Below are 17015 nucleotides of genomic sequence, written 5' to 3'. Positions count from 1 at the left end.
GACGACGGCGATCCGACCGAAAGGGGCCTTGCGAGTAGGAGGGGATGGGCGCCGTAGGCGCAACTGTAATAGTTAATGTATTTGTTGGGGATAACGGGTATGGTGAGGACATGAGCCGGAGCTGGCAGCACCCCCTCCCGGAGATGCCGTCCCCGCCGGCGGCACGGGCCTGGCAGCGGCTGGTGCCGCCGGAGGGCTACGCCGTCCAGTGGCGCCGGCTGATCGACGCCGCCCTGGAGCTGGGCCTGGGCCCGGAGGAGCTCGCGGCCGGGGGCATGGACGACGTCGCCGCGGCGCGGGGCTGGAAGCCGGCCACCGTCACGCTCTACAGCAAGGTCGCCCGCTACGGGGGCGTCCCGCTGCCCGTGCCGCCGACCCCGGAGCCCGACCCCCGCACGCTGGACCTGCGGCCGCTGACCGAGGTCCGCAGCGAGCAGCCCGAGCACCTGCGCACCGTCGTCTGGTGCGCGATCGCGCTGCGCTGGCCGGCCCCGGTCGGCGCCTTCCGCGACCTGCGCCGCGACCAGGTCCACCCGACGACCCGCCGGCTGCTGGTGCGCACCGACGACGGCGAGTGGTCGGTGCCCGGCGCCCTGTCCGCCTGGCACGCCTGGGAGGCCGTGCGCAACCGCTTCCCGGCGCTGGCCGAGAGCCCCTGGGTGCTGCCGGCGCTGCGGCGCGGCCCCGGCTACACCTCACACGTGGGGGGCCGGCTGTCCAGCCAGGCGCTGCAGGTCACCTTCACCAAGCACGCCGTCCGCACCGCGCTGCACCTGCGCGCGACCAGCGCCGGCGCGCGGCGGGCCCGGGCCGAGGCGCTGGCCGCCGTCTACGAGACGCTCTCCTACGACTCCTACCGCCGCCTGGCCCTGGCCGCGGGCGCCGAGCCGGTGGCCGAGCGCGGCGCGGTCCGGGCCGAGCGCGCCGCCCGGGCCAACCGCGCTGCCGGCGCGCCGGCTGGCTGAGCCCCTCCCCTCCCCCACCGGGTCACAGCAGGCGCAGCTGCTCGGCGAGGTCGCTCTCCCCCACCGCCGAGGCGCGGGCGCGCGGGCGCCGGGCCGGTGCCGGTCCCCCGTCGCGGACCGGCGGCAGGCTGCCGGCGGGGAACGCCGCCTCGTCCTCGCCGGGCACCCCGGAGGCCGCCGTCCCGCCGGCGCCCCGCACCTGCCCTGCGGAGGAGCCGTCCAGGCCGTGGCGGCGCAGCAGCGGCGCGACCCGCTCGGCCAGCCACGCCCGGTACTCGGCGGGCACGTAGGCGCCACCCCGGTACAGCTGGCGGTAGCGGCCCACGAGCGCGGGGTGCTCCCGGGCCAGCCACGCGGAGAACCACTCACGCGCGCCGGGACGCAGGTGCAACGGCACGACCGTCACCCCGGTCGCCCCCGCCGCGGCGACGGCGGCCAGGGCGGCGTCGAGGTCGCTGCGCCGGTCGGTGAGGCCGGGCAGCACCGGAGCGAGGAAGACACCGCACGGCAGGCCGGCGTCGGTGATCGCGCGCACCAGGTCCAGCCGGGCCCGCGGCGAGGGCACGCCCGGCTCGAGGCCGGCGTGCAGCTGCTCGTCCCAGATGGCCAGGGAGACACCGAAGCCCACCGGGACGTCCCGGGCCGCCGAGGCCAGCAGGGGGACGTCGCGGCGGGCCAGCGTGCCCTTGGTCAGGACGGAGAACGGCGTCCCGGAGTCGGCCAGCGCCCGGATCACCCCGGGCATGAGCCGGTAGCGGCCCTCGGCGCGCTGGTAGGGGTCGGTGTTGGTGCCCAGCGCCACGTGCTCGCGCTTCCACGACGGCCGGGCCAGCTCGCGGCGCAGCACCTCGACCAGGTTGGTCTTCACCACGATCTGCGTGTCGAAGTCCCGCCCGGCGTCCAGGTCCAAGTACTCGTGCGTCGACCGGGCGAAGCAGTTGTGACTGATGACGCCGTTGGCGACGAAGTCACCGGTGCCGGTGGTGATGTCGAACATGGGCACCTCGAGTCCGAGGTCCCGCACCTCGACCACCCGCAGATCGGCGTCGTTCTTGACCGCGATGCCCTCGACACCGCACTTCCGGCGGATCGCTGGGTCGACGAGGTGGACGAAACGCAGTTGCTCCCGGAGTCCACCCCGCAGGCGGACAGAAGACAGACCGTTGGCGCGGTGGTGGTCCTCGAGGACGGTCTCGAAACCGAAGGTCGAACAGGCCCGCTGTGTCCGGACCAGCATCTCCGGATCGGTGTTGGTGATGCGCAGGACACGGCTCCTGCTGCCCTCCGCGTCGAAGATGCCGGCGAGGAAGCCGCGCTGCCAGGCCGTGCTCGGGTCGTCGGGCCAGGCCACCAGCTCGGTGATCCGGGCGACGGACACCTCGGCCGACGTCCTGATGGCGGTCATCGCCCGTCGCGTCGCCGTGGCGGCGGTGAAGTCGAAGCGATCGGTGCGGATACCGGCCTCGGCCAGGAACCCCTGCGCGCGGTTGAGCGCCTCCACGTCGGTGAGCGCGAGCCGGAATCGGTGCACGTCTCCGTGCCGACGGCCGGGACGGTCGTAGTGGTAGGTCCCCAGGTGCCCGTCGCCGCGCACCATCCCGGTGAGGTAGCCGCGGCGGTACTCCGCGCAGACGGCCGGCGCGACGCCGGACCGCCCGAAGCCGAGCAATTCGTCGTTGGTCGTCAGGTGGGGTCGGCGCTCGCGTCCCGACGTCGTGCCGGAGACGTACTTCCAGCCCCGGGCACTCAGGAACCGGTGGTCGCCGCTCGCGACGATGTCCGTGCCGTCGGCGAGGACGATCCGTCGGGCCGGTTTCACGGTGTTCCAGTGGGCGAGGACCTCGGTCTGGACGTAGTGGCGGTAGGTCCCACGCCGCTCGGTGCCGACGACGCGGTCGCCGACCCGCAGATCAGCGATGGGCCGCTGCCGACCGTCGGCCATCAGGACCAGCGTGTCACCGGCCAGGCAGTACACACACTGGTGGAGGCAGCCCCGGTAGGGGTTGATCGTGTAGCGGAAGGGCACCCGGGAGCCGTCGGGCACCGCGTTGAGCGCCGACCGGCACAGCACCTCGTGCAGCGTCACACCCGGGAACTCGGACACCTCGACGCTGCGCAGCAGTCCCCGTGTGCTGGGCATGCCGGGCAGCAGCGTCGCGTCCCCGTCGTCGAGGCGCCGGGTGTCCCATCGCACGCCTCATGCGAACACACGTTCGAGGACCTGTCCAGCCGGCTCGTTGATGTGCGGAGATTTCCCCAAAAGCGTCATCGTACAGTTGGGGATAACGGTCGTGGTGACGACGTGTGCCATCCGTCGCCGGTGGGCCGGATCAGAGCGGCGGCCGGTCCTCGTAGAAGGTGGAGAGGACGACGGTGGTGCGGGTGTTGACGTTCGCCGTCGCCCGGATCTCCCGCAGCAGCGCCTCGAGGGCCTCCGGAGAGGCCACCCGGACCTTCAGCAGGTAGCTCGCCACCCCCGCCACCGAGTGGCAGGCCTCGATCGCGGACAGGTGGGCCAGCTTGGCCGGGGCGTCGTCGGCCTCGGCGAGGTCGAGCGGGGTGATCGAGACGAACGCGGTCATCCCGAGTCCGAGCTGACGCGCGTCGATGCCGGCCCGGTAGCCGGTGATCAGCCCGCGCTGCTCCAGGCGCCGCACCCGCTGGTGCACCGCCGACACCGACAGGCCGACCCGCTCGGCCAGCTCGGTGTAGCTGGCCCGCCCGTCGCGGGCGAGGGCCGCGAGCAGGGCCCGGTCGACGTCCGGGGCGGTCGGTGCCCCGGGCTCAGCCGGGGAGGACGACGAGCTCACGGGGACCCCGGTTCAGTGCGCGCACGCCCTCGTCGGTGCACACGACGATGTCCTCGATCCGCGCTCCGCACCGGCCGGCGAGGTAGATGCCCGGCTCCACCGAGAAGGCCATGCCGGCCTCGAGCGGCAGGTCGTTGCCCGCCACGATGTAGGGCGCCTCGTGGGTGTCCAGGCCGATGCCGTGGCCGGTGCGGTGGATGAAGTGCTCGCCCCAGCCGGCCGCGGTGATCCGGTCGCGGGCCACGGCGTCGACCTGCTCGGCGGTCACCCCGGGCCGGACGGCGGCCACCGCGGCCTGCTGCGCGTCCTGCAGGACGGCGTACCACTCGGCCACCTCGGCGTCGGGCTCGCCGCCGACGACGTAAGTGCGGGTGCAGTCGGAGCGGTAACCGGTCACGGTCTCCCCGCCGATGTCGACGACGACGAGGTCGCCGGCCCGCACCACCCGGTCGGAGAGCTCGTGGTGCGGGCTGGCGCCGTTGGGCCCGGACCCGACGATGGTGAAGTCCACCCCGACGTGGCCCTCGGCCAGGATCGCCGCGGCGATGTCGGCGCCCACCTCGGCCTCGCTGCGGCCCACCCGCAGCCACTCCCCCATCCGCGCGTGCACGCGGTCGATGGCCGCACCGGCCGCGGCGAGCTCCTCGACCTCGGGAGCGGTCTTCACCACCCGCAGCCGGTCGAGGACCGGCGTCGCCAGCTCCAGCGCAGAGCCGGGCAGCGCCCGGTGCACGCCCAGGGCGTGCTCGGCCCAGGTGCGGGCGCCGACGGCCACCCGGGCCGGCGCGGTCCCGAGCCGGGTGGTGACCGCGCGCGCGACGACGGCGAAGGGGTCGTCGGTCTCGGCCCAGGCGTGCAGGTCCAGGTCGAGCGCGCCGGCGGGGCTCGCGGCGACCATCGGGGCCTCCAGCCGCGGGACGACCAGCAGCGGCTCGCCGCTGCGCGGGACGACGAGGGCGGTCAGCCGCTCCATCGCGTGCGCGTCGTAGCCGGTGAGGTAGCGCAGGTCCGACCCCGGGGTGAGCACGAGGACGTCGACGCCGAGCTCCGCGGCGACGGCGCGCGCGGCGTACACGCGGTCGATGGTGACGAGGGCCCCCGCGGTCGTTGCCACGCCCGGACACTAACCCCGGGCACCGACCGCGCCCGCCCGGGTTCGCCGGACCGTTACCGTCCCCGCCCGTGACGACGATGCTGCTCGACGCCGCGAGCCTCTACTTCCGGGCCTTCTACGGCGTCCCGACCAGCGTGACCTCCCCCGACGGCCGGCCGGTGAACGCCGTCCGCGGGTTCCTGGACATGACCGCCCGGCTGCTCACCGCGCACTCCCCCGACCGGCTGGTGGCCTGCTGGGACGACGACTGGCGCCCGGCCTTCCGCGTCGAGGCGCTGCCCTCCTACAAGGCGCACCGGCTCTCCCCCGACGGCGGGGAGGAGACCCCCGACGAGCTGGCGCCGCAGGTGCCGGTCCTCGTCGACGTGCTGGCCGCGGCCGGCATCGCCCGGGTCGGGGCGCCGGGCTACGAGGCCGACGACGTCATCGGCACGCTGGCCACCCGCGCACGCGGCCCGGTCGACGTCGTCACCGGCGACCGCGACCTGTTCCAGCTCGTCGACGACGCCCGCGGGATCCGGGTGCTCTACACGAACCGGGGCATCGCCGACATCGAGGTGGTCGACGAGGCGGCGGTGAGCGCGAAGTACGGGATCCCGGGGCGGGCGTACGCCGACTTCGCCGTCCTGCGCGGCGACCCCAGCGACGGGCTGCCCGGCGTGGCCGGCATCGGCGCGAAGACGGCGGCGGCGCTGGTCACCGAGTTCGGCGACCTGGCCGGCATCCGGGCGGCCGCGGCGCGCACCGGGGTGCCGAGGGCGCCGCTCACCGCCGCCGTCCTCAAGAGGCTGCACGCCGGCGGCGAGTACCTCGACGCCGCCCCGGTCGTGGTGGCCGTGGCCCGGGACGTCGACCTGCCCGCCGTGGAGGGTGCGCTCCCCCGCCGGCCGGCCGACCCCGCCGCGCTGGCGGCGCTCGCCGACGCACACGGCCTGCGCTCCTCGATCGGGCGGCTGGGCGCGGCCCTGGGGTGGCCGGCCGACGTCCTGGACCGGTGACGCCGGCCGGCCCGGGTCAGACGACCTGCCAGGTGTAGGCCGCCGAGTCCTCGTCGGTGATCGCGATCCGGATGGTCACGTCCTCGCCGTCCTCGGTGGTGCCCGAGCACTCGTAGGTGGCGCCGTCGCGCACGATCAGCTCGTCGTCGCAGTCGACGTCGATGCCGACGCCGAAGGTCTCCTGGTACTGCTGGGCGATGTCCTCCTCGGCCCGGTCGCCGTCCAGGACGTCGCGGCCGAGGAGCAGCGCCAGGAGGATCCCGACGCCGATGAGGACCACGGCCATCGCCGTGCCGATGAGCGGGCGGGTGCGCGACTTCTTCGGGGGCGGCCCGAAGCCGGGCTGGCCGAAGCCGGGCTGGCCGGAGGGCCCGAACGGCTGGCCGGGCGCGGCGGGCTGCCCGTAGGGGCCGGGCTGGCCGTAGGGCCCCGGCTGCTGGTAGCCGCCCGGCGGCCCCCACGGACCCGGCTGTCCGTACTGCCCACCCGGCTGGCCGTACTGGCCCGGCTGGCCGAACGGCCCCGGTGGGCCGTAGGGGCCGGGCTGCTGCCCGTATTGCTCCGGGTGCCCGTACTGACCCGGCTGGCCACCCTGCGGTGGGTTGCTCATCGTCGCTCCTCTTCCTCCGACCCCGCGGGGGCCGTCCCACGACACCGCGCCACGGGAGCGGGGTGATCGTGCCCCACGGGGACGGTCGCCCCGTGCCCGCGCGCCCGTGCGTCAGCCGCTGACCGCGACGGCGACCACGCCGCGCCGGACCCGGCCCACCGCGGCCCGCGCCACCCCGGCCACCGACTCGTCGGCCACCTTCGCCAGCTGGTCGAGCACGTCGACGAGCTGGCGGGCCCACCGGACGAAGTCCCCACCGGAGAGCTCGGTGCCGGCCTGCTCGGCGCCGGCGAGCACCCGGTCGAGGCTCTGCCCGTCGGCCCAGCGGTAGGCCGCCCACGCGAAGCCCAGGTCCAGGTCGCGGGTGGCCGGCAGCCCGCGGTCGAGCTCGACGTCCTGCAGCCGCGCCCGGATGCGGCGCATCTCGGCGATCGCCGCGGCGACCGCGCCCCCCGGCACCGCCGGCTGCCCCGGCAGCTCGCGGCGCGCCTCGAACACCAGCGTGGAGACCGCGGCGGCGAGCTCGGCCGGCCCCAGCCCGCGCCAGGCACCGGCGCGCAGGCACTCGGCGACCAGCAGGTCGCCGTCGGACCAGATGCGGGCCAGCCGCCGGCCCTCGTCGGTCACGCGGGGGACGTCGTCGACGGGCACCGGCTCGTCGGTGTCGGCCGGCACCAGCGGCGCGGCCTCGGGCACCAGGTAACCCAGCTCCTCGAGGACGTCGCAGGTGCGGTCGAACTGCCGGGTCAGCGAGCCGGTGCGCTCGGCCATCCTGCGGTGCGTGGCCTCGGCCTCGGCGACCGAGCGCAGGTACCGCTCCGCCGCGCGCACCCGGTCCTCCCGGTCGGGCAGCGCGTGCACCGGGTGGTGGCGCAGCGCGCGCCGCAGGTCGGCCAGCACCGGGTCGTCGGCGGCCGCCGACCGCTGCTTGACCCGCCGCGCCCCGAGGTCGTTCTCCACCCGGGCGGCGCGCAGCGTGGAGGCCAGGTCGCGGCGGGCGTGCGGGCTGCGGTGGTTGAAGTTCTTGGGCACCCGGACGCGGGCGAGCGCGGCCACCGGCGTCGGGAAGTCCACGCTGCCCAGCCGGCCGGCCCACTTGTCCTCGGTAAGCACCAGCGGCCGCGGGTCGGCCAGGTCGGTGATCCCCGGGTCCAGGACCACCGCCAGCCCCTGCCGCCGTCCCGACGGCACCCGGATCACGTCACCGGGCCGCAGCGCGGCCAGCGCGTCGGCGGCCTCGATCCGGCGCTTGGCCGCCGAGTCGCGGGAGAGCTCCTTCTCCCGGTCGGCGATCTCCCGGCGCAGCCGCGCGTACCCGGCGACGTCGCCGCCCTCGGAGACCATCTCCGCGGCGGCCCGTTCGGCCTCGCGCTCGTGGCGGGCCGCCGACCGGGCCAGGCCGACCACCGAGCGGTCGGCCTGGAACTGGGCGAAGGAGGAGGCCAGCAGCTCGCGGGCGCGCGCCCGGCCGAAGCTGCCGACCAGGTTGACCGCCATGTTGTAGCTGGGCCGGAAGCTCGACCGCAGCGGATAGGTGCGGGTGCTGGCCAGCCCGGCGACGACGGAGGGGTCCATGCCCGGCGCCCACACCACGACGGCGTGCCCCTCGACGTCGATCCCCCGTCGTCCGGCCCGCCCGGTGAGCTGGGTGTACTCCCCCGGCGTCACGTCGACGTGCGCCTCGCCGTTCCACTTGACCAGTCGCTCGAGGACGACGGTGCGCGCGGGCATGTTGATGCCCAGCGCGAGGGTCTCGGTGGCGAACACGGCCTTGACCAGGCCGCGCACGAAGCACTCCTCGACGGTCTCCTTGAACGCCGGCACCAGCCCGGCGTGGTGGGCGGCCAGTCCCGCCAGCAGGCCCTCGCGCCACTCCCAGAAGCCCAGGACGTGCAGGTCCTCGTCGGGCAGCGAGCCGGTGCGCTCGTCGATGATCCGCGCGATCTCGGCCCGCTCGGCCTCGTCGGTCAGCCGCAGGCCCGACTGCAGGCACTGGGCGACGGCGGCGTCGCAGCCGTTGCGGCTGAAGATGAACGTGATCGCCGGGAGCAGCCCAGCGCGGTCGAGGCGCTCCACCACCTCGGTGCGCGACGGCGGCCGGTGGCGCGGCTTGTGCCAGTCGCGGTCGCGACGGGACCCGCCGTTGCCGCCGCCCCAGCTGTCCAGGCGCCGCTCGTGCTCCCGCACGTACCGCACGAGCTCGGGGTCGACGACGCTGGCGCCGCGGTCGCGGGTGGACTGCCCCCGCGGCGTCTCCCCCAGCTCGGCGGCGTGCGCGGCCGGCCGCAGGCTGAACAGGTCGAACACCCGGCCGCCGACCAGCATGTGCTGCCACAGCGGGATCGGCCGGACCTCGCTGACCACGACCCTGGTGTGGCCGCGGACGGTGACCAGCCAGTCGGCGAACTCCTCGGCGTTGCTGACCGTCGCCGACAGCGACACCAGCGTCACCGATGCCGGCAGGTGGATGATCACCTCCTCCCACACGGCGCCGCGGAAGCGGTCGGCGAGGTAGTGCACCTCGTCCATCACCACGTAGCCGAGGCCGTCGATGGCCGGCGACTCGGCGTAGAGCATGTTGCGCAGCACCTCGGTGGTCATCACCACCACCGGGGCGTCGCCGTTGACGGCGTTGTCGCCGGTGAGCAGGCCGACCCGGTCCTCGCCGTAGCGGTCGACCAGGTCGTTGTACTTCTGGTTGGACAGCGCCTTGATCGGCGTCGTGTAGAAGGCCTTGCGCCCCTCGGCCAGCGCCTTGTGCACCGCGAACTCGCCGACGACGGTCTTGCCGGCGCCGGTCGGCGCGCACACCAGCACGCCGGCGCCCTCGTCGAGCGCCTCGCACGCCTCCACCTGGAACGGGTCGAGGGAGAACCCGAGGTCGGCGGTGAAGTCGGCGAGGGTCGGGTGCGCACTGCGCCGCCGGGCAGCCGCGTACCGCTCGGCGGGGCTGGACATGCTCCCCACGTTAGGCGCTCCGCCGAGAGGTCGCCGATCTCGGGGACGTTCGTCGCAGTAGTTGGGGATAACGGTCGAGGTGGCGGTCACGTGTCGGCCGTCCTCCCTCACCGCAGCGCGTCCTCCCGCACCGTGCACCGTGCGGGAGGACGCGCCACGATCAGGTCACCTGATCGTGGCCACGCCCCGCCCGGTGCCCACCACGTGCAGGGCGCCGGGCACGGCCTCGGCCACGACCGGCAGCGCCGCGACCGGCTCCCCGTCGGCGTGGGTGGTCAGCCCGGCACCGGCGAGCCCGACCCGCGCGGCCCGGTGCACGGTGACGGCGGGGTGCCCGACGTGGCTGCCGTCGGCCAGCCGCGGGCGGGTGCGCACCAGCTCCCGGCGCGACACCGGCCCCACGACGGTGACGTCGAGCAGCCCGTCGGCGGGGTCGGCGGCCGGGCACACCCGCAGGCCCCCGCCGTACCACGCGGTGTTGCCGACGGCGACCAGCGTGACCGGCAGCGTGCGGGCCGCGCCGTCGAGGGTGAGCGTGACCTCCCGGGGCCGCAGCCGGGCGAGCTCGGCGAGGACCGCGACGTCGTAGCGGCGCCGACCGCGCGGCCAGCGCAGCCGGTCGGCCCGGTCGGTGACGGCGGAGTCGAAGCCGCAGCACAGCACGGTGGCCCACCACCGCCCGGCGGTGCGCCCGGCGTCGACCGCGCGGACGTCGCCGTCGCGCAGGTCCGCGGCCGCGGCCACCGCGGCGGTCACCGGCTCGGGCGGCACGCCGAGGGCCAGGGCGAGGTCGTTGCCGGTGCCGGCGGGCACGACCGCCAGCGGCGTCGTCGTCCCCGCGACGGCCTGCAGCGCGGCGTGCGCGACCCCGTCGCCCCCGACCGCCACGACGGCCGCGGCGCCCCCGGCCACGGCGGCGGCTGCGGTGCGCGCGGCCTCCACCCGGCTGGTGGTGGGGAGCAGCCGTGGCGCCAGCCCGCCGCGGCGCAGCACGTCCAGGACGGCACCGGAGACCGTCCGCGCACGTCCCCGTCCGGCGGCGGGACCGACGAGGACGGCGACGTCGACACCCGCGCTCACCCGGCCCCCTCCCCCGCGCCCGCGATCCGGGACCGGCGCATCGTCGCAGCGGACCGGGCCGTGCGGGGTGTGGAGAGCACGCGGTCCGGAGCACCGCGCCGCGGCCCCCGCCGCCGGAGCGCTCGGAGGACGGAGCGCTCGGAGGACGGAGCGCTCGGAGGACGGAGCGCTCGGAGGACGGAGCGCTCGGAGGACGGAGCGCTCAGCCGACCGTGCGGTCAGCCGCGGGAGGAGGCGCCGGGGCGGGGCTGCGGGGCAGCGCCGTCGCGGTGCAGCTCCTCGTAGGGGGTCGGGGCGGCGTCGACGGCGGAGGGCCGGGCGTCGAGCGGGGAGGCCTCGTCGTCGCCGACGTCGTGGAAGTGCTCGAGCGCCTCGCGCCGGGCGCGCCGCTTGTCCACCACCCGGGCGACCTGGATGGCCAGCTCGAAGAGCAGCACCATCGGCACGGCCATGGCCAGCATGGTGAAGGGGTCCTGCGTGGGCGTGATGAACGCGGCGAACACGATGGTGAGGAAGAAGATCCAGCGCCGGCTGCGGGCCAGCGCCGCGTGGGACAGGACGCCGACCAGGTTGAGCGCGACGAGGACCAGCGGCAGCTCGAAGCTCAGCCCGAAGGCCACCAGCAGGCTGATGACGAAGCCCAGGTAGTCCGGGGCGGTGAGCTGGAAGGCCACCTCGTCGCCGGCCAGGCCGAGCAGCAGCTCCAGGCCCTTGTAGAGGGTGACGTAGGCCAGGACGGCGCCGAGGGCGAACAGCGTGCTCGAGGCCGCGACGAAGGCGACCGTGTAGCGCTTCTCGTTGCGCTTGAGGCCGGGGGTGATGAACGCCCACAGCTGGTAGAGCCAGAACGGCGAGGACAGCACCGCGCCGGCGATCACGCCGACCTTGAGCCGCAGCAGCAGGCCGCCGAAGACGTCGAGCACCACCAGCTGGCAGTCCTGCGAGCCCTGGAAGCGCAGCTGCGGCGGCACCGAGCAGTAGGGCTCGGTGAGGAACGCCAGCAGCCCGTGGTCGTACCAGAGGAAGCCGACGACGGTGCCCAGCGCCAGCGCCAGCAGCGCCTTGGCGATCCGGTTGCGCAGCTCGGTGAGGTGCGCGACGAGGGTCATCGTCGCCTCGGGGTCGCGCGGGGGCCGACGGCGCCGGCGTCCCCGGGTGCCGGGCGCGCTCACGTTCCTGTGCCGCGGAGCGGTCAGCGGGGCTCGGCGGCGCCGGGCTGGGCGGCGCGCGCCCGCAGCTCGGCCGCGCGCGCCTCGGCGGCGGCCGCCTCGGCCTCGAGCTGGGCCCGGCGGTCGGCGTCGGAGGCCTCGAGCTGGGCCGGACGGCTGCGGTCGTCGTCCTTCATGCCCTTCATCTCGCCCTTGAAGATGCGCAGCGAGCGACCCAGGGAGCGCGAGGCGTCGGGCAGCTTCTTGTAGCCGAAGAGCAGCAGGATCGCGAGGATGATCAGGATGATCTCCGGCGCACCGAGGTTCATGCGTCCTCCAGGTCGAGGGAACGGGGGCGATGCTACGCCGCAGGGTGTTCGTCGCCGGGTCCCTCGGCGGACGTCGCGCCCCGCCGGTGACTGCGCCGCCGGGTGAGCGAGCCGCGGGCGGTCAGCCGGCGTGCGCTCCCCGGCGCGCCGGCGTCCGCTCGTCGGCCGACTGCAGCGCGGCCGCCCGGGCGGCGGCCGCCTGCACCTGCTCCAGCAGCGGCGCCACGTCCCGCTCGGCGGCCTGCAGCTCCCGGCCCAGCCGCCCGAACGCGCCGAGGACGCCGTGGGCCAGGGCGCCGAGGACGACCAGGGACAGCACGACGACGGCGATCCAGACCACGAGCAGCAGCACGCCCCGACCCTAGGCCCCGGGTGCCGGGCCGGCGCCGGGCGCGTACCGGTCCAGCGCGGCGCGGGCGTCGGCGGCGACGGCGGCGGCCAGCTCGGCCGGCTCCTCGACGGTGGCCGCGCCGCCGAGGGAGGCCACCAGGCGGCGGGCCCAGGCCAGGTCGGCGGTGCGCAGCGCGACGGCCAGCCCGCCGGGCGGGTCGCCGACCTCCCGGACGTCCTCGACCGGGTAGTACTCGGCCACCCACCGGGCGGTGCGGGCCAGCCGCAGCCGCACCACCGGCGACCCGGGTTCGGGCTGGTAGAGGCCGGACTCCACGTCGCGCGGCGCGGCCTGCGGCGGCGGGGCGGCCGGCTCGTCGAGGACCCGGACGTCGTCGATGCGGTCGAGCCGGAACAGCCGGACGCCGCCGACCTCCCGGGACCAGGCCTCCAGGTACCAGCGGCCGTCGACGAGCAGCAGCCGCATCGGGTCGACGGTGCGCTCGGTGCGCTCGTCGCGGGTGGGCACGTAGTAGTGCAGGTGCAGCGCCCGCCTGCGCTCCAGCCCGTCGCGGACGACGGCGAGCGCCTGCTCGCGGGCGTCGACCGACAGCGCCACCGGGGTGACCCGCTCGGCGGCGTGCCCGGCGGCGGCCGACACCTTCGCCAGCGCCCGGCTGACCGCCTCCTGCTCGGCGAGGCCGGGCAGGTCGAGCAGCGTGCGCAGCGCCACCACCAGGGCCACCGCCTCGTCGGTGGTCAGCCGCAGCGGGCGGACCATGCCGGCGGTGAAGGTGACCCGCACCCGGTCGCCCTCGAAGGCCAGGTCGATGAGGTCGCCGGGGCCGTAGCCGGGCAGGCCGCACATCCACAGCAGGTCCAGGTCGCGGCGCAGCTGCCGCTCGGGGACGCCGAAGTCGCGGGCGGCCTCGGCCAGCGGCACGCCTTCCGGCCGGGCGGTGAGGTAGGGGACCAGGGAGAGCAGCCGGGTCATCCGCTCGTTGGTGGCCGGGCCGGTCACGCCCGCTCCCCCATCGCCGCGAGCCGGGTGAGCCGCTCGACGACGGCGGCGCGCACCGACTGCGGCGACTCGACGACGACGTCGGGTCCGTAGGCGGCCAGCTGGTCGGCCAGCCGCCAGGGCTCGGTGGTGCGCAGCTGCAGCCGGTCGTCGCCGTCGTCGGCGGCACCCAGCGGCGTGCCCCAGCGGCGCAGGCCCACCGCGGCGCCGGGGCGGGCGCGGACCACCACCAGGTGCTCCTCTCCCCCGGCCTGGCGGGCGACCAGGGCGGAGAGGTCGACGTCCGGCGGGGGCTCGAAGGCACCCTCCGGGCCGGTGGCCCGCGGCACCCCGGCCACCCGGGACAGGCGGAACACCCGCGGCGCCTGCCGGTCGAGGTCCTGGCCGACGAGGTACCAGCGGCCGTGCCAGGCGACGACGCCCCAGGGCTGCACGTGCCGGCGCGCGGGGGTGTCCTCGTCGGGCCGGCGGTAGTCGAACTGCAGCACCCGTCGGTCGCGGGCGGCGGCGTAGCAGGGCTCGAAGGCCGGCTCGCCGGAATCCAGCCGCGGCTGCACGGGCAGCGCGCGGGTCGGGTCGACGTCGACCCCCGCGGCGCGCAGCTTGACCAGGGCGCTGTGCGCTGCCTCGGCGAGCTGGGCGGACTCCCACAGCCGCAGCGCCAGGCCGACGGCGGCGGCCTCCTCGCCGGTCAGCGTGATCTCGGGCAGCTCGTAGTCGGCCCGGGCGATGCGGTAGCCGTCCTCGGTGTCGAAGACGCTGGTGCGGCCGGTCTCCAGCGGGACGCCCATCTCCCGCAGCTCGGCCTTGTCCCGCTCGAACATCCGCTTGAACGCCTCGTCGGCGCGGGCGGTGCCGTCGTCGGGCTCGTAGCCGGGCACGATCGCCCGGATCCGGGCCGCGGTCACGTACTGCCGGGTGCCGAGCAGGGCGATGACCAGGTTGACCAGCCGCTCCGCCCGCTTCGCCGACACGCGCCCCAGCCTAGACAACGGCCCCCCTGCCCCCCGCTGCGCGCACGCTCGCACCGGGACCCCGCGAGGAGGCACCGAAGGGCGCGGGGGACACCTGGGTCCCTACGCTCCCCCCGTGGGGGAGCAGACGAGCGTGCACCGGATCCGCTGGCGACGCGGGCGGGTGACCGCTCTGGGACGCAGCTGGCGCGACGCCCAGGAGCTCACCGTCGCCGTCGACGGGGACGGCGAGGTGCGGTCGCTGGCCCACCCGTCGCTGGTCGGCGTCCCCGAGGTCGGTGACGAGGTGCTGCTCAACACCACCGCCTGGGCGCAGCGCCTGGGCACCGGCGGCTATGCGCTCGTCGTCGCCGTCCCCGACCGGCTGCCGCCGGACCCCACCGGCCCCGGCCACCTGGTCAAGGCGCGGTACACGCCGCTGCAGGTGAGCGTGCAGGGCGTCGACGAGCAGGACACCGAGCACCACGCGGCGATCGCCGAGGCCGAGGACCTCGGCGGCATGCCGGTGGTCGTCGCCGACCTGCACTCGGCGCTGCCGGCCGCGCTGATCGGCGTCTTCGCCACCGACCCCGACCTCAAGGTCGCCTACGTCATGACCGACGGCGGCGCGCTGGTGGCCGGGTTCTCCCGCACGCTGCACACGCTGGCGCCCTCGCTGACCGGGGTGGTGACCGTGGGGCAGGCCTTCGGCGGCGACCTGGAGGCGGTCACGCTGCACACCGGGTTGCTGGCGGCCAGGCACGTGCTCGGCGCCGACGTCACCGTCGTCACGCAGGGGCCGGGCAACCTGGGCACCGGGACGTCGTGGGGCTTCTCCGGCGTGGCCGCCGGGGAGGCCTGCAACGCCGTCTCGGTGCTCGGTGGGGAGCCGGTCGGCGCGCTGCGGATCTCCGACGCCGACCCGCGCCCCCGCCACCGCGGGGTCTCGCACCACTCGCTGACCGCCTTCGGCCGGGTGGCGCTGGCCGGGGTGACCCTGGTGGCGCCGCGCGGGCTGGGCTCCGAGCTCGGCCAGCAGGTCGAGGAGGACCTCGCCGGCCAGCCCGAGCGCAACGAGGTCGTGTGGGTCGACACCGACGGCCTCGACGAGGCGCTGCAGCTCTCGCCGGTGACGCTGTCGACCATGGGCCGGGGCTGGCCCGAGGAGCGCGCCTACTTCCTGGCCGCCGCGGCCGCCGGCCGCTACGCCGCCCTGCAGGTCCCGATCGACTGAGGTCCGCAGCGCGACCGCGACTCCCCTCGGCCGTGATCATCGGCAGGTGGCGGTCCGACACGCCGACGGGCGCCGCCACCCGCCGATGATCACGGCGAGACCGTCACATCGAGGCGATGAGCTTGTCCACGCGCTCGTCGACGCTCTTGAACGGGTCCTTGCAGAGCACGGTCCGCTGGGCCTGGTCGTTGAGCTTGAGGTGCACCCAGTCGACCGTGAAGTCGCGCCGCTTCTCCTGGGCCTTGCGGATGAACTCGCCGCGCAGCTTGGCGCGGGTGGTCTGCGGCGGCACGTTCTTCGCCTCGAACACCCGCGGCTCGTGCGCCACCCGCTCGACCTGACCGGCGCGCTCGAGCAGGTAGTACAGGCCCCGGCGGCGGCTGATGTCGTGGTAGGCGAGGTCCATCTGCGCCACCCGCGGGGAGGACAGCGTCAGGTCCCGCTTGCTGCGGTAGCGCTCGATCAGCGACAGCTTGGTGGCCCAGTCGATCTCGCGGTCGATCAGCGAGAGGTCCTCGGTGTCGACGGCCTTGAGCACCCGCCCCCACAGCTCCAGCATCTGCCGGTGCACCGGGCCGAAGCCCTCCCGGTCGACGAACTCCGCGGCGCGGGAGTGGTACTCGGCCTGGATCTCCAGCGCCGACATCTCCTTGCCGTTGGCCAGGCGGACCCGGCGCCGGCCGGTGATGTCGTGGCTGATCTCGCGGATGGCGCGGATCGGGTTCTCCAGCGCCATGTCCCGGATCGGGACCCCGGCCTCGATCATCCGCAGCACCAGGTCGGTGATGGTGACCTTGAGCAGCGTCGTCGTCTCGTTCATGTTCGAGTCGCCGACGATGACGTGCAGCCGCCGGTAGCGCTCGGCGTCGGCGTGCGGCTCGTCGCGGGTGTTGATGATCGGCCGGGAGCGGGTGGTCGCCGAGGACACGCCCTCCCAGATGTGCTCGGCCCGCTGGCTGACGCAGTAGATCGCCCCGCGCGGGGTCTGCAGCACCTTGCCGGCGCCGACCACCAGCTGACGGCTGACCAGGAACGGGATGAGGACGTCGGCCAGCCGGCTGAACTCCCCGTGCCGCCCGACCAGGTAGTTCTCGTGGCAGCCGTAGCTGTTGCCGGCCGAGTCGGTGTTGTTCTTGAACAGGTAGATGTCGCCGGTGACACCCTCCTCGGCCAGCCGCTGCTCGGCGTCGACCAGCAGGCCCTCGAGGATCCGCTCGCCGGCCTTGTCGTGCACGACCAGCTCGGTGAGGTCGTCGCACTCGGCGGTGGCGTACTCGGGGTGGCTGCCTACGTCGAGGTAGAGGCGCGAGCCGTTGCGGAGGAACACGTTGGAGCTGCGCCCCCACGAGACCACGCGCCGGAACAGGTAGCGGGCCACCTCGTCCGGGGACAGCCGCCGCTGCCCGCGGAAGGTGCACGTGACGCCGTACTCGGTCTCGATCCCGAAGATCCGTCGGTCCACGGA

At 75.4% G+C, this 17015-nt stretch carries 15 protein-coding genes; 3 read left to right on the top strand and 12 right to left on the bottom strand.

From position 1 onward, the window contains the following. Positions 1-110: 110 nt before the first annotated feature. Positions 111-965: a hypothetical protein gene (locus ACWIZO_RS20575; protein WP_448639488.1), complete on the top strand. Its 855-nt coding sequence runs from the start codon at positions 111-113 to the stop codon at positions 963-965. A gap of 22 nt (positions 966-987) precedes the next feature. Here the strand turns inward: ACWIZO_RS20575 and ACWIZO_RS20570 are convergent, their stop codons facing one another. From ACWIZO_RS20570 to ACWIZO_RS20560, 3 genes are all read right to left on the bottom strand, one after another. After that, positions 988-3159 carry an intein-containing Rv2578c family radical SAM protein gene (locus tag ACWIZO_RS20570; protein ID WP_448639487.1) on the bottom strand — a complete coding sequence of 724 codons (2172 nt, stop codon included), beginning with the start codon at positions 3157-3159 and terminating at the stop codon, positions 988-990. Positions 3160-3295: 136 nt separating this feature from the next. Continuing rightward, a complete protein-coding gene (locus tag ACWIZO_RS20565) occupies positions 3296-3775 on the bottom strand; it encodes an Lrp/AsnC family transcriptional regulator (protein ID WP_448639486.1) in 480 nt (159 codons plus the stop codon). Further along, positions 3750-4889: a M24 family metallopeptidase gene (locus ACWIZO_RS20560; protein WP_448639485.1), complete on the bottom strand. Its 1140-nt coding sequence runs from the start codon at positions 4887-4889 to the stop codon at positions 3750-3752. Before ACWIZO_RS20560 ends, ACWIZO_RS20565 begins: the two co-directional genes overlap by 26 nt. A 77-nt stretch (positions 4890-4966) precedes the next feature. On the opposite strand from ACWIZO_RS20560, the gene ACWIZO_RS20555 reads away from it, so the two are divergent. Further along, entirely contained in the window at positions 4967-5887 is a 921-nt protein-coding gene (locus ACWIZO_RS20555) for a 5'-3' exonuclease (protein WP_448642981.1), read from the top strand. A 16-nt stretch (positions 5888-5903) separates the two neighbouring features. Here ACWIZO_RS20555 and ACWIZO_RS20550 read toward each other — a convergent pair whose 3' ends face one another. From ACWIZO_RS20550 to ACWIZO_RS20515, 8 genes are all read right to left on the bottom strand, one after another. Beyond that, the gene (locus tag ACWIZO_RS20550) at positions 5904-6497 is read right to left on the bottom strand and encodes a DUF4333 domain-containing protein (protein ID WP_448639484.1); all 594 of its coding nucleotides are present in this window, start codon (positions 6495-6497) and stop codon (positions 5904-5906) included. 111 nt (positions 6498-6608) lie between these two features. Further along, positions 6609-9455 (bottom strand): DEAD/DEAH box helicase, encoded by a 2847-nt coding sequence (locus ACWIZO_RS20545; protein WP_448639483.1) that lies wholly within the window; start codon positions 9453-9455, stop codon positions 6609-6611. Between the two features lie 165 nt (positions 9456-9620). Continuing rightward, a complete protein-coding gene (locus ACWIZO_RS20540; RefSeq protein ID WP_448639482.1) occupies positions 9621-10535 on the bottom strand; it encodes a diacylglycerol/lipid kinase family protein in 915 nt (304 codons plus the stop codon). Between the two features lie 218 nt (positions 10536-10753). After that, on the bottom strand, positions 10754-11644 hold the full coding sequence (gene tatC / locus ACWIZO_RS20535; RefSeq protein ID WP_448639481.1) for a twin-arginine translocase subunit TatC: 891 nt from the start codon (positions 11642-11644) through the stop codon (positions 10754-10756). Between the two features lie 83 nt (positions 11645-11727). Next, a complete protein-coding gene (tatA, locus tag ACWIZO_RS20530; protein ID WP_446760586.1) occupies positions 11728-12012 on the bottom strand; it encodes a Sec-independent protein translocase subunit TatA in 285 nt (94 codons plus the stop codon). A 121-nt stretch (positions 12013-12133) separates the two neighbouring features. Continuing rightward, positions 12134-12364: a hypothetical protein gene (locus ACWIZO_RS20525; RefSeq protein ID WP_448639480.1), complete on the bottom strand. Its 231-nt coding sequence runs from the start codon at positions 12362-12364 to the stop codon at positions 12134-12136. Between the two features lie 9 nt (positions 12365-12373). Beyond that, entirely contained in the window at positions 12374-13363 is a 990-nt protein-coding gene (locus tag ACWIZO_RS20520) for a helix-turn-helix transcriptional regulator (protein WP_448639479.1), read from the bottom strand. After that, positions 13360-14337 (bottom strand): helix-turn-helix transcriptional regulator, encoded by a 978-nt coding sequence (locus ACWIZO_RS20515; protein ID WP_448639478.1) that lies wholly within the window; start codon positions 14335-14337, stop codon positions 13360-13362. The genes ACWIZO_RS20520 and ACWIZO_RS20515 overlap by 4 nt, the downstream gene beginning before the upstream one ends. A 115-nt stretch (positions 14338-14452) precedes the next feature. On the opposite strand from ACWIZO_RS20515, the gene ACWIZO_RS20510 reads away from it, so the two are divergent. Next, positions 14453-15550, top strand: coding sequence for a DUF3866 family protein (locus ACWIZO_RS20510; RefSeq protein WP_446760582.1), 1098 nt, complete (start codon positions 14453-14455; stop codon positions 15548-15550). A gap of 103 nt (positions 15551-15653) precedes the next feature. Here ACWIZO_RS20510 and pafA read toward each other — a convergent pair whose 3' ends face one another. Further along, a complete protein-coding gene (pafA, locus tag ACWIZO_RS20505) occupies positions 15654-17012 on the bottom strand; it encodes a Pup--protein ligase (RefSeq protein WP_448639477.1) in 1359 nt (452 codons plus the stop codon). Positions 17013-17015: the final 3 nt, after the last annotated feature.

The organism is Geodermatophilus sp. URMC 63, from assembly GCF_053502565.1.
Note: the sequence above shows the minus strand (reverse complement) of the source record. Positions and strands in the feature narration are given on the sequence as shown.

Excerpts from the sequence above, each read along its gene's own strand:
- ACWIZO_RS20575 (WP_448639488.1), top strand. The coding sequence starts at position 111 with ATGAGCCGGAGCTGGCAGCACCCCCTCCCGGAGATGCCGTCCCCGCCG.
- ACWIZO_RS20555 (WP_448642981.1), top strand. The coding sequence starts at position 4,967 with ATGCTGCTCGACGCCGCGAGCCTCTACTTCCGGGCCTTCTACGGCGTC.
- ACWIZO_RS20550 (WP_448639484.1), bottom strand. The coding sequence starts at position 6,497 with ATGAGCAACCCACCGCAGGGTGGCCAGCCGGGTCAGTACGGGCACCCG.
- ACWIZO_RS20545 (WP_448639483.1), bottom strand. The coding sequence starts at position 9,455 with ATGTCCAGCCCCGCCGAGCGGTACGCGGCTGCCCGGCGGCGCAGTGCG.
- tatC (WP_448639481.1), bottom strand. The coding sequence starts at position 11,644 with ATGACCCTCGTCGCGCACCTCACCGAGCTGCGCAACCGGATCGCCAAG.
- tatA (WP_446760586.1), bottom strand. The coding sequence starts at position 12,012 with ATGAACCTCGGTGCGCCGGAGATCATCCTGATCATCCTCGCGATCCTG.